Source organism: Mesorhizobium sp. USDA 4775 (genome assembly GCF_054062655.1).
This window is the reverse complement of record NZ_JBSSFM010000001.1, coordinates 4,865,719-4,889,591: the sequence shown is the minus strand read 5'-3', so window position 1 is coordinate 4,889,591 and position 23,873 is coordinate 4,865,719. Positions and strand designations below refer to the sequence as shown.

26 protein-coding genes are annotated in these 23,873 nt (G+C 63.3%); 14 read left to right on the top strand and 12 right to left on the bottom strand.

Annotation, left to right across the window (positions count from 1 at the left end; genetic code table 11):
* The first annotated feature begins 20 nt into the window (after positions 1 to 20).
* Positions 21 to 992, top strand: coding sequence for an ABC transporter substrate-binding protein (locus ACVILI_RS23905; protein WP_019859152.1), 972 nt, complete (start codon positions 21 to 23; stop codon positions 990 to 992).
* 70 nt (positions 993 to 1,062) lie between these two features.
* Here ACVILI_RS23905 and ACVILI_RS23900 read toward each other — a convergent pair whose 3' ends face one another.
* Positions 1,063 to 1,521 carry an Lrp/AsnC family transcriptional regulator gene (locus ACVILI_RS23900; RefSeq protein WP_019859151.1) on the bottom strand — a complete coding sequence of 153 codons (459 nt, stop codon included), beginning with the start codon at positions 1,519 to 1,521 and terminating at the stop codon, positions 1,063 to 1,065.
* Positions 1,522 to 1,644: 123 nt separating this feature from the next.
* Between ACVILI_RS23900 and ACVILI_RS23895 the strand changes: the two genes are divergently transcribed.
* Positions 1,645 to 2,928 carry a cystathionine gamma-synthase family protein gene (locus ACVILI_RS23895; protein WP_019859150.1) on the top strand — a complete coding sequence of 428 codons (1,284 nt, stop codon included), beginning with the start codon at positions 1,645 to 1,647 and terminating at the stop codon, positions 2,926 to 2,928.
* A 162-nt stretch (positions 2,929 to 3,090) separates the two neighbouring features.
* Positions 3,091 to 3,534, top strand: a complete 444-nt coding sequence (locus ACVILI_RS23890; protein ID WP_019859149.1) for a CHRD domain-containing protein — start codon at positions 3,091 to 3,093, stop codon at positions 3,532 to 3,534.
* Between the two features lie 48 nt (positions 3,535 to 3,582).
* On the opposite strand, the gene ACVILI_RS23885 is transcribed toward ACVILI_RS23890, so the two are convergent.
* The 3 genes from ACVILI_RS23885 to ACVILI_RS23875 all read right to left on the bottom strand — a co-directional run bounded on the left by ACVILI_RS23885 (position 3,583) and on the right by ACVILI_RS23875 (position 7,445).
* Complete coding sequence (locus ACVILI_RS23885) at positions 3,583 to 5,232, bottom strand: thiamine pyrophosphate-binding protein (protein ID WP_038647783.1); 1,650 nt, start codon at positions 5,230 to 5,232, stop codon at positions 3,583 to 3,585.
* Positions 5,229 to 6,404 carry a CaiB/BaiF CoA transferase family protein gene (locus ACVILI_RS23880; protein WP_064983767.1) on the bottom strand — a complete coding sequence of 392 codons (1,176 nt, stop codon included), beginning with the start codon at positions 6,402 to 6,404 and terminating at the stop codon, positions 5,229 to 5,231. Before ACVILI_RS23880 ends, ACVILI_RS23885 begins: the two co-directional genes overlap by 4 nt.
* A 72-nt stretch (positions 6,405 to 6,476) precedes the next feature.
* Positions 6,477 to 7,445 carry an alpha/beta fold hydrolase gene (locus tag ACVILI_RS23875; RefSeq protein WP_038647779.1) on the bottom strand — a complete coding sequence of 323 codons (969 nt, stop codon included), beginning with the start codon at positions 7,443 to 7,445 and terminating at the stop codon, positions 6,477 to 6,479.
* Between the two features lie 183 nt (positions 7,446 to 7,628).
* Between ACVILI_RS23875 and ACVILI_RS23870 the strand changes: the two genes are divergently transcribed.
* Positions 7,629 to 8,636: a ribonuclease T2 family protein gene (locus ACVILI_RS23870; protein ID WP_038647777.1), complete on the top strand. Its 1,008-nt coding sequence runs from the start codon at positions 7,629 to 7,631 to the stop codon at positions 8,634 to 8,636.
* 20 nt (positions 8,637 to 8,656) lie between these two features.
* Here ACVILI_RS23870 and ACVILI_RS23865 read toward each other — a convergent pair whose 3' ends face one another.
* A complete protein-coding gene (locus ACVILI_RS23865) occupies positions 8,657 to 9,943 on the bottom strand; it encodes a GGDEF domain-containing protein (protein WP_038647775.1) in 1,287 nt (428 codons plus the stop codon).
* A gap of 213 nt (positions 9,944 to 10,156) precedes the next feature.
* On the opposite strand from ACVILI_RS23865, the gene ettA reads away from it, so the two are divergent.
* The 5 genes from ettA (at position 10,157) to ACVILI_RS23840 (ending at position 14,905) form a co-directional block, all read left to right on the top strand.
* A complete protein-coding gene (gene ettA / locus ACVILI_RS23860; RefSeq protein ID WP_019859140.1) occupies positions 10,157 to 11,806 on the top strand; it encodes an energy-dependent translational throttle protein EttA in 1,650 nt (549 codons plus the stop codon).
* A 46-nt stretch (positions 11,807 to 11,852) separates the two neighbouring features.
* Positions 11,853 to 12,623 carry a trans-aconitate 2-methyltransferase gene (gene tam, locus ACVILI_RS23855; protein WP_038647773.1) on the top strand — a complete coding sequence of 257 codons (771 nt, stop codon included), beginning with the start codon at positions 11,853 to 11,855 and terminating at the stop codon, positions 12,621 to 12,623.
* A gap of 110 nt (positions 12,624 to 12,733) precedes the next feature.
* The gene (locus ACVILI_RS23850; RefSeq protein WP_069092497.1) at positions 12,734 to 13,069 is read left to right on the top strand and encodes a hypothetical protein; all 336 of its coding nucleotides are present in this window, start codon (positions 12,734 to 12,736) and stop codon (positions 13,067 to 13,069) included.
* Positions 13,070 to 13,200: 131 nt separating this feature from the next.
* Positions 13,201 to 14,322, top strand: coding sequence for a beta-ketoacyl-ACP synthase III (locus ACVILI_RS23845; RefSeq protein WP_032930845.1), 1,122 nt, complete (start codon positions 13,201 to 13,203; stop codon positions 14,320 to 14,322).
* Between the two features lie 166 nt (positions 14,323 to 14,488).
* The gene (locus tag ACVILI_RS23840) at positions 14,489 to 14,905 is read left to right on the top strand and encodes a GFA family protein (protein ID WP_038647769.1); all 417 of its coding nucleotides are present in this window, start codon (positions 14,489 to 14,491) and stop codon (positions 14,903 to 14,905) included.
* Between the two features lie 26 nt (positions 14,906 to 14,931).
* Here the strand turns inward: ACVILI_RS23840 and ACVILI_RS23835 are convergent, their stop codons facing one another.
* The 3 genes from ACVILI_RS23835 to ACVILI_RS23825 all read right to left on the bottom strand — a co-directional run bounded on the left by ACVILI_RS23835 (position 14,932) and on the right by ACVILI_RS23825 (position 16,437).
* Entirely contained in the window at positions 14,932 to 15,498 is a 567-nt protein-coding gene (locus tag ACVILI_RS23835; RefSeq protein WP_038647767.1) for a methyltransferase family protein, read from the bottom strand.
* Positions 15,499 to 15,597: 99 nt separating this feature from the next.
* The gene (locus ACVILI_RS23830) at positions 15,598 to 15,996 is read right to left on the bottom strand and encodes a VOC family protein (protein WP_038647765.1); all 399 of its coding nucleotides are present in this window, start codon (positions 15,994 to 15,996) and stop codon (positions 15,598 to 15,600) included.
* A gap of 18 nt (positions 15,997 to 16,014) precedes the next feature.
* Complete coding sequence (locus ACVILI_RS23825; protein ID WP_020628922.1) at positions 16,015 to 16,437, bottom strand: hypothetical protein; 423 nt, start codon at positions 16,435 to 16,437, stop codon at positions 16,015 to 16,017.
* 123 nt (positions 16,438 to 16,560) lie between these two features.
* Between ACVILI_RS23825 and ACVILI_RS23820 the strand changes: the two genes are divergently transcribed.
* Together ACVILI_RS23820 and ACVILI_RS23815 are read left to right on the top strand one after the other, a co-directional pair.
* Positions 16,561 to 17,190 carry a TetR/AcrR family transcriptional regulator gene (locus ACVILI_RS23820; protein WP_038647763.1) on the top strand — a complete coding sequence of 210 codons (630 nt, stop codon included), beginning with the start codon at positions 16,561 to 16,563 and terminating at the stop codon, positions 17,188 to 17,190.
* Positions 17,187 to 17,825, top strand: a complete 639-nt coding sequence (locus ACVILI_RS23815; RefSeq protein WP_240564741.1) for an MOSC domain-containing protein — start codon at positions 17,187 to 17,189, stop codon at positions 17,823 to 17,825. Before ACVILI_RS23820 ends, ACVILI_RS23815 begins: the two co-directional genes overlap by 4 nt.
* 66 nt (positions 17,826 to 17,891) lie before the next feature.
* Here the strand turns inward: ACVILI_RS23815 and ACVILI_RS23810 are convergent, their stop codons facing one another.
* Together ACVILI_RS23810 and ACVILI_RS23805 are read right to left on the bottom strand one after the other, a co-directional pair.
* On the bottom strand, positions 17,892 to 18,731 hold the full coding sequence (locus ACVILI_RS23810; RefSeq protein ID WP_038647761.1) for an SDR family oxidoreductase: 840 nt from the start codon (positions 18,729 to 18,731) through the stop codon (positions 17,892 to 17,894).
* 132 nt (positions 18,732 to 18,863) lie between these two features.
* Positions 18,864 to 19,826, bottom strand: a complete 963-nt coding sequence (locus tag ACVILI_RS23805) for a D-amino acid aminotransferase (RefSeq protein WP_038652943.1) — start codon at positions 19,824 to 19,826, stop codon at positions 18,864 to 18,866.
* Between the two features lie 157 nt (positions 19,827 to 19,983).
* On the opposite strand from ACVILI_RS23805, the gene ACVILI_RS23800 reads away from it, so the two are divergent.
* Positions 19,984 to 20,493, top strand: a complete 510-nt coding sequence (locus ACVILI_RS23800; protein WP_038647760.1) for a hypothetical protein — start codon at positions 19,984 to 19,986, stop codon at positions 20,491 to 20,493.
* A gap of 5 nt (positions 20,494 to 20,498) precedes the next feature.
* Here the strand turns inward: ACVILI_RS23800 and ACVILI_RS23795 are convergent, their stop codons facing one another.
* Entirely contained in the window at positions 20,499 to 20,813 is a 315-nt protein-coding gene (locus ACVILI_RS23795; protein WP_038647758.1) for a DUF2293 domain-containing protein, read from the bottom strand.
* The gene (gene tsaA, locus ACVILI_RS23790; protein ID WP_027047028.1) at positions 20,810 to 21,334 is read right to left on the bottom strand and encodes a tRNA (N6-threonylcarbamoyladenosine(37)-N6)-methyltransferase TrmO; all 525 of its coding nucleotides are present in this window, start codon (positions 21,332 to 21,334) and stop codon (positions 20,810 to 20,812) included. Before tsaA ends, ACVILI_RS23795 begins: the two co-directional genes overlap by 4 nt.
* Before the next feature lie 194 nt (positions 21,335 to 21,528).
* On the opposite strand from tsaA, the gene ACVILI_RS23785 reads away from it, so the two are divergent.
* Together ACVILI_RS23785 and metF are read left to right on the top strand one after the other, a co-directional pair.
* Positions 21,529 to 22,551: an ArsR/SmtB family transcription factor gene (locus tag ACVILI_RS23785; protein ID WP_010910281.1), complete on the top strand. Its 1,023-nt coding sequence runs from the start codon at positions 21,529 to 21,531 to the stop codon at positions 22,549 to 22,551.
* Positions 22,551 to 23,468: a methylenetetrahydrofolate reductase [NAD(P)H] gene (gene metF / locus ACVILI_RS23780; protein WP_019859120.1), complete on the top strand. Its 918-nt coding sequence runs from the start codon at positions 22,551 to 22,553 to the stop codon at positions 23,466 to 23,468. Before ACVILI_RS23785 ends, metF begins: the two co-directional genes overlap by 1 nt.
* Positions 23,469 to 23,873: the final 405 nt, after the last annotated feature.

The window sequence follows — 23,873 nt, the reverse complement described above, 5'->3', positions numbered from 1 at the left end:
TAACTTCAGAGGGTAAAAACATGAAAAGACTTGTCATTCCAGTTCTGGCCGGCGCGATGTCGCTCGCCGCCTTCCAGGCAATGGCCGCCGACAAGGTGACGTTGCAGCTGAAATGGGTCACGCAGGCCCAGTTTGCCGGCTACTATGTCGCCAAGGCCAAGGGTTTCTATGAAGCAGAAGGCCTCGACGTCGACATCAAGCCCGGCGGTCCCGACATCGCCCCCGAGCAGGTGATCGCCGGTGGCGGCGCCGATGTCATCGTCGACTGGATGGGCGGCGCGCTCGCCGCGCGCGAAAAGGGCGTGCCGCTGGTCAACATCGCCCAGCCGTTCAAGAAGGCCGGCATGGAACTGGTCTGCCCGAAGGACGGCCCGATCAAGACCGAAGCCGATTTCAAGGGGCATACGCTGGGCGTCTGGTTCTTCGGCAACGAATATCCGTTCTACGCCTGGATGAACAAGCTTGGCCTCAAGACCGATGGCGGCAAGGACGGTGTCACCGTGCTCAAGCAGAGCTTTGACGTGCAGCCGCTGATCCAGAAGCAGGCCGATTGCATCTCGGTCATGACCTACAACGAGTACTGGCAGCTGATCGACGCCGGCTACAAGCCGGAACAGCTCACCGTGTTCAACTACTCGGCGATGGGCAACGACCTGCTCGAGGACGGGCTCTATGCGTCGGAAGACAAGCTCAAGGATCCGGCCTTCGCCGACAAGATGGTGCGTTTCGTGCGCGCCTCGATGAAGGGCTGGAAATACGCCGTCGACAACAATGACGAAGCGGCAGGCATCGTCATGGATGGCGGCGGCCAGGACGAGAACCACCAGAAACGCATGATGAGCGAAGTCGCCAAGCTGATCGACAATGCCGACGGCAAGCTCGATCCGGCGACCTATGAGCGCACCGCCAAGGCGCTGCTCGACCAGAAGATCATCACCAAGGAGCCGAAAGGCGCCTACACCACCGCGATCACCGACAAGGCGATCAAGTAACCCTACCGGAGCGTGATCCCGAAAAGATCATGCTCAAACGACAAGATGGAGCGGCGCCCCTGGCCAGATGTCAGAGGCGCCGTTCCTTTATGGTGTTCATGACGAAGCTGGTCTCGATCGAGGCGACGCATTTCAGCCGTGCGATCTTCTCCTTGATGAAGCGCTCGTATTGTTCGAGGCTTCCGGTCACCACTTTCAGCACATAGTCGCGCGAACCGGTGACGAGGTGGCACTCCAGCACCTCTTCCCAGCCGCGGATCGCGTCCTCGAACATGACGATCTCGTCCTCGTTCTGCCGGCTGAGCCGGATTGTGGCGATGGCGACCATGCTCCAGCCGAAGGCGGCGGGATCGACCAGCGTGGTGTAACCCTTGATCACACCCGTCTCCTCCAGCCGCCGCACGCGCCTGAGACAAGGTGACGGCGACAGGCCGATGCGCTCGGCGAGCTCGTTGTTGGTGATGCGGGCGTCATCACGCAGTTCGCGCAGAATCCTGAGGTCAAAATCGTCGGCTATCTTCTGCTGCATTTTTTATCACTCCGGGGCATTTCTTGCCGGCAAGCAGCCATGTACGGCCGAAAATAGCAAGGACTGGCCGATCTAGATCGCATAAATTGCGGCGGGATATCTCTCAAAAAAGCAGGAAAAGCCATGACCGCGCCACGCCCGTCGAAAACCCATATCGGCAACCACAAGCTCCATCCGGAGACGCTGATGCTGAGCTATGGCTTCGATCCGCAGCTGTCGGAAGGCGCGGTCAAGCCGCCAGTGTTCCTGACCTCGACCTTCGTGTTCAAATCGGCGGAAGAGGGGCGCGACTTCTTCGACTACACGTCCGGCCGCAAGGAACCGCCGAGCGGCACGGCATCGGGTCTCGTCTATTCGCGCTTCAACCATCCCAACAGCGAGATCGTCGAGGACCGGCTGGCGATCTATGAGGGCACGGACGCCTGCATCCTGTTTTCGTCCGGCATGTCGGCGATCGCGACGACACTGCTGGCCTATGCCCGTCCGGGCGACGTCATCCTGCATTCGCAGCCGCTCTATGGCGGCACCGAGACGCTGCTGACGCGCACGCTGTCCGGCTTCGGCATCGGCGCTGTCGGCTTCGCCGACGGTGTCGACGAGAAGGCGGTTCGGGCAGCCGCCGATGCCGCGGTGGCGAAGGGGCGCGTTTCCGTCATCCTGATCGAGACGCCGTCGAACCCGACCAACAGCCTGGTCGATATCGCGCTGATGCGGACGATCGCTGATGAGATTGGTGCGGGCCAAGGGTCAACACCGATCATCGTCTGCGACAACACGCTGCTCGGCCCGGTGTTCCAGCGGCCGATCGAGCACGGCGCCGATGTCTCCGTCTATTCGCTGACCAAATATGTCGGGGGCCATTCCGACCTCATCGCGGGCGCGGCCATGGGCAGCAAGGCCGTCACCAAGCCGATCAAGGCGCTGCGCGGCGCGATCGGCACGCAGCTCGACCCGCATTCCTGCTGGATGCTCGGCCGTTCGCTGGAGACGCTGTCGATCCGCATGGAGCGGGCCAACGACAATGCGCGCCTGGTCGCCGAATTCCTGCGCGATCATGCCAAGGTCGAGAAGGTGCATTATCTGCCGTTCCTGGGCGAGGATACGCCGGCGGGGCGCGCCTATGTGAGGCAATGCAGCGGCGCCGGCTCGACATTCTCCTTCGACATCAAAGGCGGAGAGAAGGCGGCTTTCGCGTTTCTCAACGCCCTCCAGATCTTCAAGCTGGCGGTAAGTCTCGGCGGCACCGAGTCGCTCGCCAGCCATCCGGCGGCCATGACCCATTCCGGCATTCCATTCGACGTGCGCCAGCGCATCGGGGTGCTGGAGACCACGGTCAGGCTGTCGATCGGTGTCGAGCATCCGGACGATCTGATCGCGGACCTGACGCAGGCGCTGGCGTCGGCCTGAAGCTTGCTCTTTGGAAACTACAAAGGGGCGAGCGATCGTCCCCTTTGCTTTTCCTGGTAACAAAAACGTGTGCGGGGAAACATTGCGCGCTCCAGCCGTTGCGTTGAAGCATGCGCGCGTCGGGGGACCGTGACCCATGCGACAGCCAATCGGAGGTTTTTCATGCGCACATATTCTTTCCTGCCGGTGCTTTCGGCTCTTGCCGTTTCGACCGCCTTCCTGCTCGCTTCGCCAGCAATGGCCGAGGTGGTGAAGTACAAGGCAACGCTCGATGGCGGCCAGCAGAACCCGCCCGTCACCACCAAGGGCAAAGGCACCGCCACGCTCACCTTCGACACCACCAAGAAGAAACTCAGCTGGAACGTCAAATATTCCGGCCTCAGCGGACCGGCGACGGCAGCGCATATTCACGGCCCGGCGGCGATGGGTGCGAATGCCGCTCCGGTCATCCCGTTCAAAGGCAAGCTCAAGAGCCCGATCAAGGGGTCGGCAACGCTGACGGATGCGCAGGCCGCCGACCTGGCGGCCGGCAATTATTATGTCAATGTCCATACCGCCGCCAACAAGGACGGCGAGATCCGCGGCCAGATCGAGGCGGCGAAATAACGGAAACCGCTTAAAAAAGGGGCGGGCGACCGCCCCTTTTTGTTTGGATCACGCCTTGTCGCGGATCTGCGTCATCGTGCGGGTTGGCGTGATCGCTTCGGGGTCGAGCCTGATTTCGACGATGGCCGGCTTGCCGCTGGCCCGCGCTCGCTCGAAGGCCGGCGCGAAGTCTGCCGTCTTCTCGACCGTCTCGCCATGCCCGCCATAGGCGCGTGCCAGCGACGCGAAGTCGGGATTCCTGAGATCGGTGGCGACGACGCGGCCGGGATATTCGCGTTCCTGGTGCATGCGGATGGTGCCGTAAATGCCGTTGTTGACGACGATCACGATAATGGGCAGGTCATATTGCACGGCGGTGGCGAACTCCTGGCCATTCATCAGGAAGCAGCCGTCGCCGGCAAAGGCGATCACCGTGCGATCCGGATAAAGCGCCTTGGCGGCGACGGCAGCCGGGGTGCCGTAGCCCATCGAGCCGGAGGTCGGCGCCGCCTGCGTGCCGAAACGGCGGAAGCGGTGGAAGCGGTGCACCCAGGTGGCGTAGTTGCCGGCGCCGTTGGCGAAGATGGCGTCGTGCGGCAACTCCTGTTCCAGATAGTTCATGATCGGGCCCATCTGCACGTCGCCCGGACCCGTCTGCGGCGGCGTCGACCATTCGAGATAGGCGCTATGCGCTTTCGCCGTCTCGGCCGTCCAGGATGGTGTGCCGGCCGGCTTGCGCTTGGCAAAGGCCTCGACGAAGGCGGCGGGCGAGGCGTTGATCGCCAGCGTCGGCCGGTAGACGCGGCCGAGCTCGCCGGCGTCGGCGTGGACATGCACCAGCGCCTGGTCGGGGTAGGGGCTTTTCAGCAGCGTGTAGTCGGAAGAGGGCATCTCTCCCATGCGCCCGCCGATCAACAGCACGACATCGGCCGCCTTGACCTGCGCCGCCAGCTTGGGGTTGATGCCGATGCCAACGTCGCCGGCGTAGTTCGCGTGAAGATGGTCGAAGAGCATCTGGCGGCGGAAAGAGCAGCCGACGGGAAGCGACCATGTCTCCGATATGGTGCGCATGCGCGCGACGGCTTCCTCATTCCAGCGTGTGCCGCCGAGGATGACGAATGGTCGCTTGGCGCCGTTGAGCAGCATTTCCAGCGCATCGAGTTCGGCCCCGCCGGGATAGGTCTCGACCGGCGTGTGGGGAAGCGCTTCCGGAGCCTGGACCTCGCTGGTCAGCATGTCTTCGGGCAGCGAGATGACGACCGGGCCAGGCCGTCCCGATGTCGCGACCGAGAAGGCGCGGGTGACGAATTCGGGGATGCGCGAGGCGTCGTCGATCTCGACCACCCATTTGGCGATGTCGCCGAAGAACCTCTTGTAATCCACCTCCTGGAACGCCTCGCGTTCCTTGGCATGGCTGGCGACCTGGCCGATAAACAGGATGAGCGGCACCGAATCCTGCATGGCGATGTGGATACCGGCGGATGCGTTGGTGGCGCCGGGGCCGCGGGTGACGAAGCAGATGCCGGGCTTGCCGGTCAGCCGGCCCTGGCAGTCGGCCATCATCGCGGCGCCCCCCTCCTGGCGGCAGACGATGGTGCGGATCGATGAATCGTGCAGCGCGTCGAGCACCGCCAGATAGGATTCGCCGGGCACGCAGAAGATGCGGTCGGTGCCGTTCGCTTCCAGCGCTTCGACGATCAGTTGTCCACCGGTCTTCATTTTGCTGATCTCTCCAGTTCGGCAAGGATTTCGTCGGTGTGTTCGCCCAGGCGCGGCGAAGGGCGCTCATAGACCAGCGGCGTGCCCGACATCACCATCGGCGCGCGCACCGAGGGCAGAAGATTACCATGGCCGTCGTCGAGGTCGAGCCGCATGCCGCGCGCGATCGTCTGCGGATCAGCAAACATCTGGCCGATCGTGTTGATCGGGCTGGCCGGCACGCTTGCCGCTTCCAGCTTTGCCAGCAGCGGGGCGCGATCGAGCGTGCTCAGCGCCTCGACGATGCGTTCGCGCAGCTTCACCCGGTTGGCGACCCGGGCCGGATTTGTGGCGAAGTCGGGATTGGTCGACAATTCATCCAGCCCGACGGCGGCACAGAATTTGGCGAACTGGCCGTCATTGCCGACCGCCAGGATGATGTGGCCGTCCCGGACCGGCACCACCTCGTAAGGCGCGATGTTCATATGCGCATTGCCCATCTGCACCGGCGACTTGCCGGAGACGAGATAGTTGAGGTTCTGGTTGCCGAGCGCCGAGATCTGCGTGTCGAACAGCGCCATGTCGATATGCTGGCCCTCGCCGGTTTGTTCGGCATGCCGCAACGCGGCCTGTATTGCGATGACGGAATAGAGCCCGGTGAAGATGTCCGAGATGGCGACGCCGGCCTTTTGCGGCTCGCGGCCGACCTCGCCGGTGATCGACATCATGCCGGCCATGGCCTGGATGATGAAGTCGTAGCCGGCGCGCGGCGCATAGGGCCCGTCCTGGCCGAAGCCGGTGATCGAGCAATAGACGAGGCGCGGGTTGATCTTGCGCAGGCTGTCGTAATCAAGCCGGTATTTCTTCAGGCCGCCGAGCTTGAAATTCTCGATCAGCACGTCCGACGTGGCGACCAGCCGGCGCACGGTCTCGGCGCCCTCCGGCGTCGAGAAATCGATAGCGATGGAACGCTTGCCGCGGTTGCAGGAATGGTAATAGGCGGCCGACAGGTTCTCGCCGTCATGGCTCATGACGAAGGGCGGGCCCCATTTGCGGGTGTCGTCGCCGCCATCGGGACTTTCGACCTTGATGACGTCGGCGCCGAGATCGGCAAGCAATTGCCCGGCCCATGGCCCAGCGAGGATGCGGGCGAGTTCGACGACGCGGACGCCTTTCAGGGGTGGTTCGGCCATAAATCACCGTGATTGCCGCAATCACCATGATTGCCGCGAAAGCAGAGCCTCTATCAAGCCCGGCATCGGCTGTCACGGCCCTTGCAATAGGCCAACGGGCCGGTTCGAAAAGGATTCCAGCACGCTGTCGGCCCAGGTGGCGAAATCGTTCATGATGATATCGCGGTTCACCTCGTTCAGGCCTTCGTGGCGGGTGTCGGCGTAAACCTTTGAAACGAGATTCGAAAAGCCCATCCCGCGCATGCGATTGGCAAGGTGGGTGATGCCCTTGCCATAGTCCGAGGCGGGGTCTTTCTCGCCGCCGATGATGGCGACGGGAAGGTCGCGCCGGACGCCGGCAAAGCCGGCATCCTTGCCGCCGTTGAGCGCCATCGAGACCACGTCGCGCCACATCGACACGGAGGCATCCCAGCCGCACAGCGGATCGGCGATGTATTTCGCCACCTCGGCCTCGTCGCGCGACAGCCAGTCGAACGGCGTGCGGTGATCGGGCACCGCCTTGCCCCAGGCCTGAAAGGTGAGTTTCGGCAGCAGGCGGGACGGGACATCGGAGCCCAGCCGCATCCGTTCCCAGGCCAGGATGCCGAGCGCCACCTGCCCAAGCCGCCCTTGCGAAAAATTGCCGTTCCAGATCGCGGCGGCATGGATGCGCGGCGAGTGGCCCAAAAGGTAGTTCAGCGCTACCGACGCGCCCATCGAATGGCCGAAGAGGATGACCGGCAGGCCTGGGCATTCGCTGGCGATGAGGTCATGGATGGCGTCGACATCGGCGATCACCTTGGCCGGTCCATCCTCGTCGGCGAATTTGCCGAGCGGTGCGTCAGGCGCCTTGGTCGCGCCGTGACCGCGATGGTCATGGACATAGAGGTGGAAGCCGCGCGCGGAGAGGAAATCGGCAAAACGGGCATAGCGCGCGGCGTGCTCGGCCAGGCCATGGTTGATCTGGACGACCGCACGCGGTTTGTCTTCAGCCTGCCTGACGAAGAGATTGAGTTCGGCGCCGGTCGGTGAGTGGACCATGCGTTGCTGATTGAAAGGCACGGCCGCCCGCTCTCCCCCTCGTTTTATCGTTGTTGGCTTTTCTTGCGCCGGCGCCGGTTACGCGTCAATCCACAGCAAATGCTTTTGCGCGACGATGTTTCTTGCGTTCGACCAGCAAAATATCGCAATTCTGACATGGAGACAGCTTCAGTCTGTCGCCCACTTCTCAGCCGGGGATCTCTCATGCGCATTGGTGTCGTTTTCGGATTGGCCATGCTGGCGGTATCGCTGGCCAATGCTGCGCATGCCGAAGTCAAGATGAGCGGCACCTTCGTTGCCGATGCGGCCTGTCCGGCAACGCAAGCCATCAAGAACGGCAAGAACCCCGGCAACGTCTCGACCGATGCCGGAAAGAGCTACCAGCTGCTGGCCGGCAACAAGGACGCGCCGACGCACTATCTGATCCTGGTGCCGGGCGCCGATCCGGAGCGCCGCTGGGTGAAGGTCACTTGCGGCCATGTCTCGGGCAGCAGTGCCTCGACGGTGCCTGCGGCACCTGGCGGACAAGGCAAGGCCGCCCCATCGGGGAAACCCGAATATGTCTTCGCGCTGAGCTGGCAGCCGGCTTTCTGCGAGACCAAGTCGAGTAAAACCGAATGCAGGGCGCAGAACCCGAATGAGTTCGACGCCACCAACTTCACCTTGCATGGGCTGTGGCCGCAGCCGAACGGCAATTCCTATTGCCAGGTGGCGGCCAGCGACAAGGCCAACGACAATCCCGCTCACTGGAAGGATCTGCCGCCGGTCAATCTGGACGCCGGCACCCGCAAGGAGCTCGATCAGGTGATGCCGGGCACGGCCTCCCAGCTGGAACGGCATGAATGGATCAAGCACGGCACCTGCTACGGCAAGAGCCAGCAGGAATACTTCTCCGACGCGCTGGGCCTGATGCGACAAGTAAACGCCTCGCCGGTGCGCGAGCTCTTCGCCAAGACCATTGGCGGCAAGCTGACGGCGGACCAGATCCGTGGCGCCTTCGACCAGGCCTTCGGTGCCGGGGCAGGGGATCGCGTGCGGGTGTCCTGCGTCATCGATCCCTCAAATGGCCGGCGGCTGATCGGCGAATTGACGCTCGGCCTTGCCGGCCCGATCAGCCCGAACGCTTCGCTTAAGGACCTGCTGCTGGCTTCCGTGCCTACCAACAAGGCCGGTTGCCCGATAGGCACCGTCGACGCGATCGGGTTCCAGTAAGGACGCACCTGGCTCTAGATTTAGAACTGCGCCGACCTGGTCCAGGCGATGGCGGCGTCCGGCTCATGGCCGCCCGGCTCGCCGATGACGCGGTCGCGTCCGGTGGACTTCGCCTTGTAGAGGCGCTGGTCGGCAAGCGCGAACAGATCGGCAAGACAGCGCGTCGTTTCGCTGACGGTTGAAACGCCGGCGCTGACGGTCAGCTCGAAACGGCTGGCCACGGGCGATGCCTTGACGGCGTAGCGGATGCTTTCGCCAAACAGCCTGGCGACCGGATGCGGGCGCGAACTGAGGATGGCGAACTCCTCGCCGCCGATGCGGAACACCTGATCTTCGGCGCTCGCCACTTCGCGGAGCAGGCTTGCTACCGCTTTCAGCACCTTGTCGCCTTCGGCATGGCCGAAACGGTCGTTGATCGACTTGAAATGGTCGACATCGACGATCAGCAGGCTGAGGGGCCTCGCCGTGCGCAGGCTGACCTCGACGGCGGCTTCACCGTCGGCGTCGAAGCGGCCGCGATGCAGCAGGCCGGTCAGGCCGTCGCGGCCGACATGCTCGACCAGCGCTTCATAGCGCTCGCGATAGGTCAGCGTTTCGAAAATGTCCGTCAGACCGCGCGGCAGCGCAATGTCGCGGACCTCGAACCACCTTAGGTAGGCCACGAGCATGCCGCTGAAGGCCAGCGCCGCCGCCATCTTGGCGAACCAGCCGCCGAAGAAGACGGCAATCGGCGCGCCGGCGACGAAATGCAGCGCGGTGAAGAAGCCCGCCTGGTCGAAGGTCAGCACACAAGCGACGCAGATCAGGATGCGCGCGAACTGCGCCTTGCGCAGGGTGCGTCCAAGTCTTTCATAGAGCAGGATGATCAGGATAGCGTCGATGAACAGGAGCGTCGTGCCCCACACCATCAGCCAGCCCATCTCGTCGATGAAGCCGATATCGGGCAGCTTGCCGTCGGGGAGCGGCGCGATGGCATGCAGGCGCAAGAGCAGCACCATCCCGATCATCAACGCATTGCCGAGCAGCAGGCCATAGATGGGCTGGCGCACGGTGGCGGCGTCCTCCTTGATGTAGAGCAGGAGCAGCATCACCAGCTTGCCCGAAAACAGCACTGCCGAGCCTGGCGAGACCAGGCCGAACGGCAGCGCGACATAAAAGACGCTGGCGAGATAGGTTTCCAGGAAATGCATGACGCCGAGCGCGCAGACGAAGACGCCGAGGCCAATGCGCTTCCTGAAGCGAAAAAGCGTCACCATGACGCTGAAGTAGACGACCGCTTCGGCAAGGAGCAGGAAACTGTTCAGCACTGCCGTCGATCCGCTTTCTCTACAGGAATCGCGGCCAGCCAGCGATTCCACCCCGATCCTGTTGTGACGCGGAAGGGTTAACCGGAGATTTCTGCGCGCCTCGTGATCGGCTTGATCTGGCAAAAGCGATTGCCGTTCGCCGCCGCATCGCCTACATAGCGGCCAACCTCCATTCAATTCGACAATTCAGTCAGTTTTTCAGGGAAAGCGCGCGTGGCACGCCAGTTCATCTATCACATGTCCGGCCTGTCGAAGGCCTACGGCACCAAGAAGGTGCTCGATAACGTTCATCTGTCCTTCTATCCGGACGCCAAGATCGGCATTCTCGGGCCTAACGGCTCGGGTAAGTCTACCATCCTGCGCATCATGGCCGGGCTCGACAAGGAGTTTCAGGGCGAGGCGTGGCTGGCCGAGGGTGCCACCGTCGGCTACCTGGCGCAGGAGCCGCATCTCGACAACTCAAAGACCGTGCGTGAAAACGTCATGGACGGCGTCGGCAGGAAGACCGCCATCATCGAGCGCTACAACGAACTGATGATGAACTATTCCGACGAGACGGCCGACGAGTCCGCCAAGTTGCAGGACGAGATGGACCGGCTCAACCTGTGGGATCTCGACCAGCAGGTCGAGATGGCGATGGACGCGCTGCAGTGCCCGCCGGCCGATTCCGAAGTGACCAACCTGTCGGGCGGCGAGCGTCGCCGCGTGGCGCTCTGCCGGTTGCTTCTGGAACAGCCCGACCTGTTGCTGCTCGACGAACCGACCAACCATCTCGACGCAGAGACCACGGCGTGGCTGGAAAAGCACCTGCGCGACTATCCCGGCTCGGTGCTGATCATCACCCACGACCGTTACTTCCTCGACAATGTCACCGGCTGGATCCTCGAGCTCGACCGTGGCCGCGGCATTCCCTATGAGGGCAACTACACCAGATATCTCGACGCCAAGGCCAAGCGCCTGATCCAGGAAGGCCGCGAGGACGACGCTCGTCAGAAGTCGATCTGGCGCGAGCGTGAATGGATCCAGTCCTCGCCGAAGGCGCGCCAGACCAAGTCCAAGGCGCGTATCAAGGCCTATGAGGAACTGGTCGAGCAGTCGCAGAACCGCAAGCCGACCGACACACAGATCGTTATTCCCTCGAGCGAGCGCCTCGGCAACGTCGTCATCGAGGTCGAAGGCCTCAACAAGGGTTTTGGCGACGAGCTTCTGATCGAGAACCTGTCGTTCCGGCTGCCGCCGGGCGGCATCGTCGGCGTTATCGGCCCCAACGGCGCCGGCAAGACGACGCTGTTCAAGACCTTCACCGGCCAGGAAAAGCCGGATGCGGGCACCGTGCGCATCGGCGAGACGGTCAAGCTCGGCTATGTCGACCAGAGCCGCGACGCACTGGATGGGAACAAGACCGTGTGGGAAGAAATCTCCGGCGGCGCCGAAATCATCAAGCTCGGCAAGCACGAGATCAACAGCCGCGCCTATTGCTCGTCCTTCAACTTCCGGGGCGGCGACCAGCAGCAGAAAGTCGGCAACCTCTCCGGCGGCCAGCGCAACCGCGTGCACCTGGCCAAGATGCTGAAGAACGGCGGCAATGTCCTGCTGCTCGACGAACCGACCAACGACCTCGACACCGAAACGCTGGGAGCGCTGGAAGACGCGCTCGAAGCCTATGCCGGCTGCGCCGTCATCATCAGCCACGACCGCATGTTCCTCGACCGTATGGCGACGCACATGCTGGCCTTCGAAGGCGACGCGCATGTCGAGTGGTTCGAAGGCAATTTCGAGGAATATGAGAAGGACAAGCTGCGGCGCCTGGGCGCCGAGGCGGCGGCCCCGCACCGCATGACGCACAAGCGGCTGACGCGGTAGGGGATTGTTAGGGCGGTGAATTCTCAAAGCCACATGAGGAGTTCAAATGGCTGACTGGTCCGCCGCCCAATATCTGAAATTCGAGGATGAGCGCACGCGGCCGGCCCGTGACCTTGTCGCGCAAGTGCCGGTCGACTTCCCGCGCCGGGTCGTCGACATAGGCTGCGGGCCTGGCAATTCGACCGAGCTTCTGGTCGAGCGCTGGCCGGATGCGCAGGTGATAGGCTTCGACACCTCGCCCGACATGATCGAGAAGGCGAGGGCGCGCCTGCCCAATGTCAGCTTCGACCTGGCGGACGCGGCGACATGGCAGCCGGCCGAACCGGTCAATGTGATCTTCGCCAACGCGGTGTTCCAGTGGCTGCCCACGCATCCGGCGGTGTTCCAGCGGCTGATGGGCTTTCTGGCGCCTGGTGGCGCGCTGGCCGTCCAGATGCCGGACAACCTGCTTGAGCCCTCGCATCAGATGATGCGGGAAACCGCCGCCGAAATGCCCTTCGCCGATAAGCTGAAGGGTGCGGCGCGCGGACCGTTGCCGCCTGTGTCGTTCTATTATGACCTGCTGTCGCCGCTCTCCGATCGACTGGATATCTGGCATACGGCCTACAACCATCCTCTGGCCGACGCCGAGGCGATCGTCGAATGGGTGAAGTCGACCGGGCTGAAGCCCTTCCTCGATCCGCTGGACGCCGACGAGCGCAAGATGTTCCTGGACAATTACACGGCCAAGGTCAAAAAGGCCTATCCCAGAATGGCGAACGGCAAGGTGCTGCTGCGCTTCCCGCGTATCTTCATTGTCGCCAAGCGGGACGGCTAGGAAAGAATTATCCACTTCGCCTGCAGCCGATTGCCGTGGCTTGACCCGGTTTCGCCGTCATGCCCAATTCATCGCGTGGGGCCATGATGGCCGCGTGGCAGGGGGAAATGATGAGTTTGAAAAGGTTGCTCTATGGCGGCGGCGTTTGCGCGGCGGCACTTCTGGCGTTCTCGGTTTCGGCGCAAGCCAAGCGGGCGCGCTGCTTCACCACGGATGATGGGTATTTCCCGTGCAGCTACCGCGCCATCGATGATGCCGGCAGTTTCCGGATCTCGGCGCCGGGTTACCCGACCTATGTGCTGGAGATCGACGGGCCGGGCTTTGCCTATGGCTATGTCAATCTCGGCCGCCGCAACGTGCCGCTGGCGGGGCAGTTCGTGCGCAGCCGTGACGACGGCGCCTGCTGGAACAACCCGCAGACAAACACCAAGCTGTGCGCCTGGTGAAATCCTGGTTCAAGCCGGCCCGAATCCTTCGTTTAAGCCGGCGTAAACCGGCCGGATGAGAAAAGTGTTGCGCCGAAGCGTTTCGGCGCCCACATGAAGCCGCAACGCCTGCGGATGGGACGGACTGAAACATGCATCGCGTCATCATCAGCGGCATTGGCGCTGAAATTCCTGAAGCTGTCATCACGAATGAAGAACTGGTCGAGAGCTTCAACAGCTGGGTCGACACGGAGAATGCGCGCCGTCAGGGCACAGGCGAAGCGCTGCTGCAGAAATCCGATAGCGACTTCATCGTCCATGCCTCGGGCGTGAAATCCCGTCATGTCATCGAGCGCGAAGGCATTCTCGACCCGACCCGCATGACGCCGCGCATTCCCGCGCGGCCCGACGATGCGCTGTCGCTGGAGGCCGAGTTCGGCATTGCCTCGGCCAGGAAGGCGCTCGACCATGCCGGCGTTGAGCCGTCCCAGATCGACCTGATCATCTGCTCGGCCTCGCACCACCAGCGGCCCTATCCGGCGATCGCCATCGAAATGCAGGAGGCGCTCGGCACCACCGGCGCCGGTTTCGACATGGGGCTCGGCTGTTCGTCCGCGGCGGCCGCCCTGCACATGGCGGTCAATCTGGTGCGCTCTGGCGCGCACAAGCGCATCCTGGTGACCACGCCGGAAATCATCACCGGCCATCTCAATTTCCGCGACCGGCAGACGCATTTCATCTTCGGCGACGCTTCGGTGTCGATGGTGGTTGAGGGGCTTGCCCAGGGCGACAAGCGGCCGGGGCGTTTCGAGGTGCTGGATACGCGGCTGTGGACGCAGATGTCGAACAACATCCGCACCAATCTCGGCTACCACACCCGCACCGCCCAGGATGATCCCTACATGATCAATCTGGAAGGCAACCTGATCAAACAGGTCGGCAACAAGGTGTTCAAGGAAGTCACCGTCGCCGGCCAGAAATTCATCGTCGAGTTCCTGGCAGAGCATGGGCTGACGCCGCAGGCGATCCGGCGCTTCTGGCTGCATCAGGCCAATGCGCGCATGAATGCGATGATCCTGAAGCTGTCGTTCGGCCACGATGTCGATCACGATCGCGCGCCGATGGTGCTGGAGCGGCTGGGCAACACGGCGGGCGCCGGCGCCATCGTCGCGCTGTCGGAGAACCATGCCGACATGAAGCCCGGTGATTTCGGCTTGATCTGCGCCTTTGGCGCGGGGTATTCGATAGGCGGCGCGCTCATCCGGATGCTCTAAGCAATGTCGCGGTGACGCTGGCCCGAAAGGGCCATTCGGACTTTCGTCCTCAGCCGGGCCGCTTCGCGCCCGTCCTCCATTCCCGTTCAGCCTGGACCGACCCTCGACACGCCCGTGTCGGGGGCGGCTTGAATCAACGCGATCCCGTTTCAGAAAGGAGAGTCCAATGGTCGATGCCCGGTGTAGCTGCGGTGCCCTTACGCTGATGCTGACAGGACCATCAAAACTGGTTGTCGCCTGCCACTGTCTCGATTGCCAGCGCCGAACCGGCGCGCCCTTCGGCGTCGGCGCCTTTTATCCGGCTGACGCTGTCGCCATCTCTGGAACCGCGAAAGAATTCACGCGCGATACCACGAGCGGCGGCAAGGTGCACAACCACTTCTGTCCCGCCTGCGGCTCGACGGTCTATTGGAAAGCCGACAGGCTGCCATCGCTGATCGGTGTCGCGGTTGGTGCGCTTGCCAACCCGAACTATCCGCCGCCCGTCCGGTCGATCTTCGAACAGTCGAAGCATGATTGGGTTCAAATCGACGGTGCCGTCGACCATTTTCGGCAAGGCAGCGGGGCGGGGAAATCGAGCTGAGCGGGCGTTCGCCGCACCTTGGCGTGTCAGGCCGGCGTAAAGGGAACCAGCATCGGCACCCGCCGCGCGTAGTCGTCATAGGCGGGGCCAAGTTCGCCGCGCAAGAAGCGCTCCTCGAGTTTTGCCTTCATGACGATGCCGATGGTGAGCAGTGCGACACCTGCAATGCCCCACACAGTGCCTTTCGCGAGCATGGTGGCGAGCAGCGCCAGCAGCAATCCTGTGTAGATCGGGTGGCGGACGAGGCCGTATGGACCGGTATCGACCACGCGGTGATCTGCCTTGGCAGTGACCGAGGCCGACCACAGCCTGCCCAGATGAATACGCGCCCACCACGAGAAGATGAGGCCGATGGCGATCAGGGCAATGCAAGCCCAGGCCTCGGCGAGGCTTGGTGTCCACAATCTCAACCTGCCCTCATAGCCGTGCGCCGGGACGAACAGCAGGACGGTGCCGGCCAGCCAGAACACTCGATAACGGACCTCCGCGCCGATGGTGGCGCGTTTTTTAGCCGGATCAGCCCACATGGCGGCCGCAATCCAGGTGACCACCCAGACGAGCCAAAGCAGCGCGATTGCCGTCGCCGGTCGCATGAGAACCTCCGCAGTGTCTCGCCAACATGAAAGCGATCCGACGCGGCGGCAATGCGGCACCAATTCCATTTCCGGTAAGAAGATCGTGATCCTTCGCCTTCATTGACCCGAGCAACTGAACATCCACTGCACGTCATAGGCGTCGACCAGCATGCCGAAGCTGGTTCCCCAATATTGCCGCGCCAGCGGCACGGTGATGCGGCCGCCGGCGGCCATGCGGGCAAAAAGCGCGCGCATGGCCACCAGCTCGTCGAATTCCAGCATCATGGCGGAGCCTTTCATCGGCTCCGCATCGTCATTGTCGGAGGCATAAAACAGCGCGCCCGGACCTTCGAAGCGCGCATGCAGGATTTTTCCGCGCATGGTTTCGGTCCGCACCGGCATGCCGTTATCGCCCCAGCGCAGCAGGATCGTTCCCCGGCCAAGGCCGCACTGTTCGTAGAAAGCCAGTGCCGGCTCGCAATTGGTGGTGAAGAAGAGCGAAGGGGAGAGCCGCATCACATCTTCCCTATCAGATCAATGCGCAGCGGCGGTGGCGGCGGCGATGAGCGCGTCGCCGGTAAATTGCCTGTCGCCGATGCCCCAGCCGCCGTCAGGCGCGTTGACGATGTTGATCCAGGTATTTTCCGGCTTGTGCCCGGGCACGCAGAGTTCGGCGACAATTCCGGCGGCCGTGGTGATGAAGGCGTTGCGGGTCTCGATCGAGCCAAGGCCGATATTGGGCAATTTCAACTCCACCATCACGACGGGCCTGTTGGCGCCGCCGGCATAGATATGGCGCAACGGCAGGATGTGGACCGTGCCGCCGACGATCGCGGTGAAGAAGGCATTGCCGGTGGCGCCGGAAGCTTCGATGAGGGCGGCGCTGAGGCGCGGCAGGATCTCGCGCTCTCCGGCCTCTGTCAGGACGCCTTCCGGCGCGGTCACGGTGATGGGCATTGGTCTCTCCTTGTCCTCGGGCTGCACGGCCTTGCCGGAAGATCGTCTTCCGGCTTGCCATGTTTCGTATCAATTGTTACGTTATGTGAAACGAGCGAGTCAATAGGTTTCGTATCGATCACTATGGATAACTTGGAAAAGGCTAGGGGTGGTCGTCCCCGCACGTTCGACCCCGACCGGGCGCTGGATGCGGCGATGCATCTGTTTTGGGAGCACGGCTATGAGGCGACGTCGCTGGCCATGCTGCGCGAGGCGATGGGGCTGACGCCGCCGCAGATCTACAACGCCTTCACCGACAAGGAGACCTTGTTCCGCAAGGCGCTGACGCGCTACCACGAGACGGAGATCGGCTTTGCGCTGGATGCGCTGAGCGCGCCGGTACCGACGCGCGAGGCGATCCGGCGGTTGCTGCAGGGCGCGGCGGAGGCCTATTCCAGGCCCGGCAAGCCGGGCGGATGCCTTTTTGTCAGCGGTGCCCTGGCGGCCTCGCCGCAGGCGCAAGCCATCGCGGATGAACTCAAGGCCTATCGCAAGGCGAGCGAAGCGGCGATCGCGGAGCGTCTGGCCAAAGGCCAAGCGGCGAGCGATCTGCCGGAAGGCTTCTCCGTCGAGAGCTTCGCCAAATATATCGCCGGCGTCATGAACGGCATGTCGATCCAGGCGCGGGACGGCGCGTCGGCCGAAGAGTTGCGCATTATGGCCCAAACCGCCCTTGCTGCCCTGCCGCCCGAAGAGCAAAAACGGGGAGCATGATTCAAGGACGGAACGCCATCATGGATCTCTTCCCCAAAGCCGAGAAGCCGGTCGAAATCATTCCGGCGAAGAAGCTTTCCGCTCGCGCCGCAGCGCTCTTTGTCGCGCCGGCGGATCATTTCCAGACGCGACCGGTGGAGGAATTGCGGCTCGGTTTCGACGGCATTTCGGGCGATTTCCATGCCGGATCGACGCGGCGCTCGGGCGGGCGCGAACCCTGGTATCCGCGCGGCACCGAAATGCGCAACGAGCGGCAGCTGTCGATCGTGGCCGGGGACGAACTGGCCATCGTCGCCGGGCGGATGGGCCTTCCCGAGATCAAGCCGGAATGGATCGGCGCCAATCTGGTGATCGAAGGCGTGCCGCATCTGTCGATGCTGCCGGCCGGCACGCTGCTGTTCTTCAAGGATGGCGTGACCCTCAAGATCGATGCCCAGAACGGACCATGCCGCATCGCCGGGCGATCGATCGCCGAAAATGCTGATATGGCCGACATCGAGGCCGGCGCGCTGCTCTTTCCCAAGGTGGCCAAGCGGCTGCGTGGCGTGGTCGCCTGGGTCGAGAAGCCCGGAACGATCAGGGTCGGCGAAGAGATTTCGGCGCGGGTGCCGGAGCAGTGGATTTATCAGGCATAGCCGCCCGTTCTCATCGTGACCGAAGGGCTACGCCGCTGATGAGCGGCGCAGCAAAATGCTGGAGCCTCAGCCCTTGCGGTTCTTGTTGGCGCCTTGCGCCATGACGGACACGTGGTCCCATTTGTCCCAGGTGGCGAGGCGGTTGGCGTACTCCTGGCGGATCATCGGCAGGCCGCCATCGCCGAAGAACACGCGCAGCGGCGGCTCGGCAGCATCGACGATGGCCAGCATCGCCGGGCCGGTCGCCTCGGGATCGCCGGCGACCGAATTGGCGCGGCGCTCGGCCATCTTGGCGCGGGCGGGCGCATAGGCTTCGATCGGCTTGGAGACCTTGGCTGAGGCGCCGGACCAGTCGGTGGAGAAGCCGCCCGGCTCGACCAGCGTGACATGGATGCCGAATTCCGCGACCTCGATGCTGAGCGACTGGCTGAAGGCTTCCAGCGCCCATTTCGAGGCATGGTAGAGGCCGAGCGAGGCAAAGGCGTTGACGCCGCCGATCGACGAGATCTGGATGATGTGGCCGGACCGCTGCGCCCGCATGATCGGCAGCACGGCCTGCGTGACCCACAGAGCGCCGAACACATTGGTTTCGATCTGGTCGCGGGCTTCTTGCTCGCTGACCTCTTCGATGGCGCCGAAATGGCCGTAGCCGGCATTGTTGATGACGACGTCGAGCCGGCCAAAGCGCTTGTGCGCCTCGGCGACAGCGGCATCGACGGCTTTCTTGTCGGTGACGTCGAGCTTGATCGCGGCAATGTTGTCGCCATATTTCTCGACCAGATCGGCGAGCGTGCCGGCGTCACGGGCGGTCGCGGCAACGCGGTCGCCGCGCGCCAATGCGGCCTCGGCCCAGACGCGGCCAAAACCCTTCGACGATCCGGTGATGAACCAAACCTTGTTTGTCATGATGTGGAATCCTTGCCCCTGCGGGCGCAATCTTGGATAAAAGCGGAGGCTTCTCCGCTTTCGGGCATATACGGCCTATCCCGTGATTTTCCAGAGGCGAGGGGGATCTTTTTTGAACAAGACGCCCTTTGATCAGGGATAACTCACCTGAGACGACCAGGCCGGATCGTCGTGCTTTTGCCAGTAGAGCACCATCAGCCGGCCGGTAACAGGCCCGACCTTGCCGTCGGCGATCGCAGCGCCATCGATCTCAGTCACCGGCATGATGCCGCCCGCGGTCGAGGTGATGAAGACCTCGTCGGCCGCCTTGAGCGCTGCAACGCTGACATCGGCGGCGGCGGCGACAAGACCGTCTTCGGCGCAGAGATCGAAGACGGTGCGGCGGGTGATGCCAGGCAGCACGCCGATGGCCGGCGTCGACAGTTTGCCATCCTTGACGCAGAAGACGTTGAAGCCCGGGCCTTCGGCGACATTGCCGTTGAAGTCGAGGATGAGCGCGGTCTCCGCACCGCGGTCATAGGCGTCGTAGAGGCCGCGCACCAGGTCAAGCCAGTGGTAGTTCTTGATCGACGGATCGACCGAAGCCGGCGGGATGCGCACCTTGTCGCTGATGGCGACGCGCAGGCCGCGCTGCAGCTGCTCGGCATTGGCGACCGAGCCGAACGGCACGGCGAAGGCCATGAAGCGGTTGATCGCCTGGCGCGGATCGCGGCTGAAGGTCGGCGAGGCGCCGCGCGTGCACAGCATTTCGACATAGGCGGCGCGATGGCCCGAAAGGGCGACGCAATTGTGCAGGATCTCGGCCACGCCATCCCTGTCGAAGGGAATGGTCATGCGCAGCTTTTCGAGCCCGCCGAAGAAGCGGTCGAGATGCAGGTCGAGGCGGAAGAAGCGGCCGTTCCAGACATGCACCGTGTCGTAGGTGGCATCGGAATGCAGGAACCCCCAATCCAGCACCGACACCTTGGCCTGCGACATCGGCAGGTACTGGCCGTCGAGGAAGGCGATGCCATCGGGATAGGCGTGCGGGTCAATGTGGCGGGCGCCGACCGTGGGCAGCGGCTTTGAAGCCTGTGTTGCCGTCGTCTGGTCCATCGTGGCCTCCTCGCGGGCGGGGCGGGTCATCAGCCTATAGGTGCCGGACAGAAGGCATAGTGCCAGCCGTCCGGGCGCTGTTCGTCCTCCATAACGGTCCAGCCGATACACCGGATTGGAATTGCCGTATGATAGGTGGCTTGGAGTGGGAGGGGATATGGGCAGGCTTGGGACGGTCATCGCGACCATGATGATTTTCGCCGGCGCGGGCGAGGTCAGCGCGCAGTGCGTGAAACAAGGTGACGAACTCTGCCAGAACGGCCAGACCTATCGCTGCGAGAAGACCGGCAGCGAACTGACGCCGATCTTCCAGAACCTGCCTTGCACGGTGAATGCGCCGGCGCAGACGCTGACCGGCACCTGGGTCGGCAGTGGCCACCAGAGCCCGGCGGGGGACGCCGGTGCCGACTGGTCGATCGCCATGACGATCAGGGATGACGGCGCGTCGATCGATTATCCGTCACTCGGCTGCGGCGGATCGCTGTCGCAGACGTCGAGGGACGAGACGTCGGCGGAATTCCATGAGAGCATCACCTACGGCCAGGACAAGTGCATCGACGGTGGCGACATCACCGTCCGGTTTTTCAAGGGAAACCTGTCCTGGACCTGGGTCGGCCAGGCCGACGGCCAGCCCTACAATGCGATCGCCGTGCTGACCAGACAATAGCCGCCTCATTCCTCTTCGTCGTCGGCGTCGAGCAGGCGTGTCGCGCGCCAGCGGGTGAGCACGATGTTGGTCTGCTCGATGACGAAGAAGCGGGCGGAGTCGCGGTCATAACCCTCGGCCAGCAGCTTTTCGTAGTCGGTGTGCATGTGGCGGATGTGGGCGATCGTCGCCAGCCACACGGCAATGCCCGGCGGCAAGGTCTTCAAATGCACCGCGCCGGCGTCGGCGCGGATCTTCTCCATGTCGGCATAGGGCGCCAGCGGCAGAAGCGCGGTCAGCGCCTTGGCGATGGCGCGGCGGCGGCCGGTCGGTGCTGTCATCGTTCATCGCGTCCTTCGACGATCGCCTCTGGCATGGCGTCGGTCGAGGCGAAGTAGGGCTTGATGTCGATGACCGGCGTGCCGTCGAGCACGTCGATGGCGTCGAGATCGAGGCGCCCAGTGGCGATGTCCAATCCGATGAGCCTTGCCACATGCAGGCCGACCGGGTTCGGCCGGGCAGGGGAGCGCAGGCCGAATACGCCTTTCGCTTCAGCCGCATGGCGAGGTTTTTGCACAATCAGATTCCGCGGCGCGTGATGCAGCCAGGACAGGATGATGACATGGCTGGCGCGCTCCAGCCCGCGCAGGCCTTCACGATAGGGCGCGTCGATGGTCAGCATCGCCGGCTGCCCGGTCTCGCGCGCCGTGTGCATGTTTTTCGGGCAGCTTTCCCGCGTTACCCAAGGCGAGGCGATGCGGCCGATGAAGACGATTCCGGCATCCGCCGGCATCGTTGCCGGATCCTGTTCCAGCCTCTGCTCGCCTTCGCGTGCCTCGAACATTTCGCGCGGCCCGGTCATTTTGCCCATCTCCGTGCTGCTGGCTGCCATTGTCAGAAGACCGCTACACATTTTTGGGCGGCGCCCACCGGAAAATCACGCATGCGGCATTTTCTTGTCCGGAAGCGACATAGCGCTTGCAAGGTTTTGAAAATCGACATAAACATATGTTTATATCTTTTTCAAAGTGAATGCGCTGAAAAGAGAATACGCTGATGCATGTTTCGCTCGACACCATGGTGGATACGCTAAAGGCGGCGGCCGAATCCAGCCGCCTGCGCATATTGGCACTGTTGTCGCGTGGCGACCTCACCGTTTCCGATCTTACCGAAATTCTCGGCCAGTCGCAGCCGCGCGTTTCGCGGCATTTGAAGCTGCTTCTCGAGGCCGGGCTGATCGACCGCTACCAGGAAGGGTCATGGGCGTTCTTCCGCCTGTCGGATGCCGATTCCGCGCGTGACTTCGTCATGGGCCTGGTTTCCAGCATTCGCGGCGCCGATCCGCAGGTCGAGCGCGACCTCGAGCGGCTGGCCTCGGTCAAGCGCAAGCGGCAGGACCGGGCGGCGGAGTATTTTTCGGTGAATGCCGCAAGCTGGGACCATATCCGCTCGCTGCATGTGCCGGACCGCGCGGTCGAGGCGGCGATGCTGAAGCTGGTCGGCAAGCGGCCGTTCCAGTCGATGCTGGATCTCGGCACCGGCACCGGGCGGCTGCTCGAAATCTTCTCGCCGCTCTACCGGCGCGGTGTCGGCATCGACATGTCGCGCGAGATGCTGACCGTGGCGCGCGCCAATCTCGACAAGGCCGGCGTTTCCAATGCGCAGGTGCGGCAGGGCGATATCTTCTCGCCGCCGGTCGAGCGCGATGCCTTCGATCTCGTCACCATCCACCAGGTGCTGCACTATCTCGACGATCCGGCCCGCGCCATCCACGAGGCGGCGCGGCTTTTGCGCCCGTCGGGCCGGCTGGTCATCGTCGACTTCGCGCCGCACACGCTGGAATTCCTGCGCGAAGAGCACGCACATATGCGCCTCGGCTTTTCGGACCGGCAGATCGGCGAATGGTTTGCCGAGGCCGGCCTTGATCTCGAGGATGCCCAGGAATTCGAGCCGCGCGGCGGCAGCGAGCCCAGGCTCACCGTCAAACTCTGGCTTGGCCGCGATAGGCGCCTGCTGATCGCCGACCCTGCCAATGACAGCCAGCAGACCAAAGTGAATTCGATAGGGGAAATCGCCTGATGAACCAGTTCCGCTTTTCCCGCCGCCCCGACATTGGCGACAAGGTCAAGGTTTCCTTCGAATTCTTCCCGCCCAAGAATGACGAGATGGAGGCGCGGCTGTGGGACACGGTCACAAGGCTGGAGCCGCTGAAGCCGAAATTCGTCTCGGTGACCTATGGCGCCGGCGGCTCGACGCGTGAGCGCACGGCGCGCACCGTCTGCCGCATCCTGAACGAGACCAGCCTGACGCCGGCCGCGCACATGACCTGCGTCGATGCCGCCCGCCATCAGGTCGACGCGGTGATCCAGGAATTCGCCGATATGGGCGTCAAGCGCTTCGTCGCCCTGCGCGGCGATCCGGCCGCGGGCGTTGGAACCGCTTACCGTCCGCACCCGGACGGCTATGCCAATGGTGCCGAGCTGGTCGGAGCTCTGAAGGACGCTGGCGATTTCGACATTTCGGTTTCGGCCTATCCGGAGAAGCATCCGGAAAGCCCCGACTTCGCCACCGATATCGACATGCTGAAGCGCAAGGTCGACAATGGCGCGACGCGGGCGATCACCCAGTTCTTCTTCGACAACGATCTCTACGAGCGCTATGTCGAGCGCGCGCGCCGGGCCGGCATCTACATCCCGATCGTTCCCGGCATCCTGCCGGTGCATAATTTCACCCAGGTCGCCAATTTCTCGGCGCGCTGCGGCGCGCTGGTGCCGGCATGGCTGGCCGAGCGCTTCGACGGCCTGCAGAACGACCCGCAGACCCATGCGCTGGTGGCATCCGCCGTCGCCGCCGAACAGGTTCTCGACCTGGTCGAACGCGGGGTGGGCGACTTCCACTTCTACACGATGAACCGCGCCGACCTCGTCTTCGCCATCTGCCACATGATCGGCATCCGCTCGCATGAGGCGGAGGTGGCGGGCTCGGCTGCTGCATGAGGCAGCGCTGAACAGCAAAAGGCCGGGTAAAAACCCGGCCTTTCGAATTGTTTAGACTATCTGGTGCTGGTCTTCCCCGTTTTGGCGGGTTCAGGGAAGGACGCCCATAATGAGGGCGCCGATGAAAGCAAACGCAGCACAAATCATCAATGCGTTGATTGGCCTCGTAAGTCCCATGACATAGCCTCCTCTTAAAGAGCTATGCCTAAGAGTCTAGGTCCATTTGTGCCACAGGCAAGCGGAAAATGTGCTGCATTGCGACGTGATTGTGAAATTTGCGACTCCGATTTTGCCGTTAGCCGTTGAAACTTCTCGGCAAAAACCCGCTTCAGACCTGTGAATAAATTGTGGCGGCGACGTGTCGATGCTGTGTCATGGCAGCGCTACCGCCGCGAAAATCGACTT

Bases quoted from the DNA above. Each gene is read 5' to 3' on its own strand.
- ACVILI_RS23835 (WP_038647767.1), bottom strand. From the start codon at position 15,498: ATGCGACCGGCGACGGCAATCGCGCTGCTTTGGCTCGTCTGGGTGGTC.
- ACVILI_RS23900 (WP_019859151.1), bottom strand. From the start codon at position 1,521: ATGCAGCAGAAGATAGCCGACGATTTTGACCTCAGGATTCTGCGCGAA.
- metF (WP_019859120.1), top strand. From the start codon at position 22,551: ATGAACCAGTTCCGCTTTTCCCGCCGCCCCGACATTGGCGACAAGGTC.
- ACVILI_RS23905 (WP_019859152.1), top strand. From the start codon at position 21: ATGAAAAGACTTGTCATTCCAGTTCTGGCCGGCGCGATGTCGCTCGCC.
- ACVILI_RS23810 (WP_038647761.1), bottom strand. From the start codon at position 18,731: ATGACAAACAAGGTTTGGTTCATCACCGGATCGTCGAAGGGTTTTGGC.
- ACVILI_RS23895 (WP_019859150.1), top strand. From the start codon at position 1,645: ATGACCGCGCCACGCCCGTCGAAAACCCATATCGGCAACCACAAGCTC.
- ACVILI_RS23825 (WP_020628922.1), bottom strand. From the start codon at position 16,437: ATGCCCATCACCGTGACCGCGCCGGAAGGCGTCCTGACAGAGGCCGGA.
- ACVILI_RS23830 (WP_038647765.1), bottom strand. From the start codon at position 15,996: ATGCGGCTCTCCCCTTCGCTCTTCTTCACCACCAATTGCGAGCCGGCA.
- ACVILI_RS23870 (WP_038647777.1), top strand. From the start codon at position 7,629: ATGCGCATTGGTGTCGTTTTCGGATTGGCCATGCTGGCGGTATCGCTG.
- ACVILI_RS23805 (WP_038652943.1), bottom strand. From the start codon at position 19,826: ATGGACCAGACGACGGCAACACAGGCTTCAAAGCCGCTGCCCACGGTC.
- ACVILI_RS23880 (WP_064983767.1), bottom strand. From the start codon at position 6,404: ATGGCCGAACCACCCCTGAAAGGCGTCCGCGTCGTCGAACTCGCCCGC.
- ACVILI_RS23840 (WP_038647769.1), top strand. From the start codon at position 14,489: ATGGTCGATGCCCGGTGTAGCTGCGGTGCCCTTACGCTGATGCTGACA.
- ACVILI_RS23795 (WP_038647758.1), bottom strand. From the start codon at position 20,813: ATGACAGCACCGACCGGCCGCCGCCGCGCCATCGCCAAGGCGCTGACC.
- tam (WP_038647773.1), top strand. From the start codon at position 11,853: ATGGCTGACTGGTCCGCCGCCCAATATCTGAAATTCGAGGATGAGCGC.
- ACVILI_RS23885 (WP_038647783.1), bottom strand. From the start codon at position 5,232: ATGAAGACCGGTGGACAACTGATCGTCGAAGCGCTGGAAGCGAACGGC.
- ACVILI_RS23845 (WP_032930845.1), top strand. From the start codon at position 13,201: ATGCATCGCGTCATCATCAGCGGCATTGGCGCTGAAATTCCTGAAGCT.
- ACVILI_RS23850 (WP_069092497.1), top strand. From the start codon at position 12,734: ATGAGTTTGAAAAGGTTGCTCTATGGCGGCGGCGTTTGCGCGGCGGCA.
- ACVILI_RS23815 (WP_240564741.1), top strand. From the start codon at position 17,187: ATGATTCAAGGACGGAACGCCATCATGGATCTCTTCCCCAAAGCCGAG.
- ACVILI_RS23785 (WP_010910281.1), top strand. From the start codon at position 21,529: ATGCATGTTTCGCTCGACACCATGGTGGATACGCTAAAGGCGGCGGCC.
- ACVILI_RS23890 (WP_019859149.1), top strand. From the start codon at position 3,091: ATGCGCACATATTCTTTCCTGCCGGTGCTTTCGGCTCTTGCCGTTTCG.
- ACVILI_RS23800 (WP_038647760.1), top strand. From the start codon at position 19,984: ATGGGCAGGCTTGGGACGGTCATCGCGACCATGATGATTTTCGCCGGC.
- tsaA (WP_027047028.1), bottom strand. From the start codon at position 21,334: ATGACCGGGCCGCGCGAAATGTTCGAGGCACGCGAAGGCGAGCAGAGG.
- ACVILI_RS23820 (WP_038647763.1), top strand. From the start codon at position 16,561: ATGGATAACTTGGAAAAGGCTAGGGGTGGTCGTCCCCGCACGTTCGAC.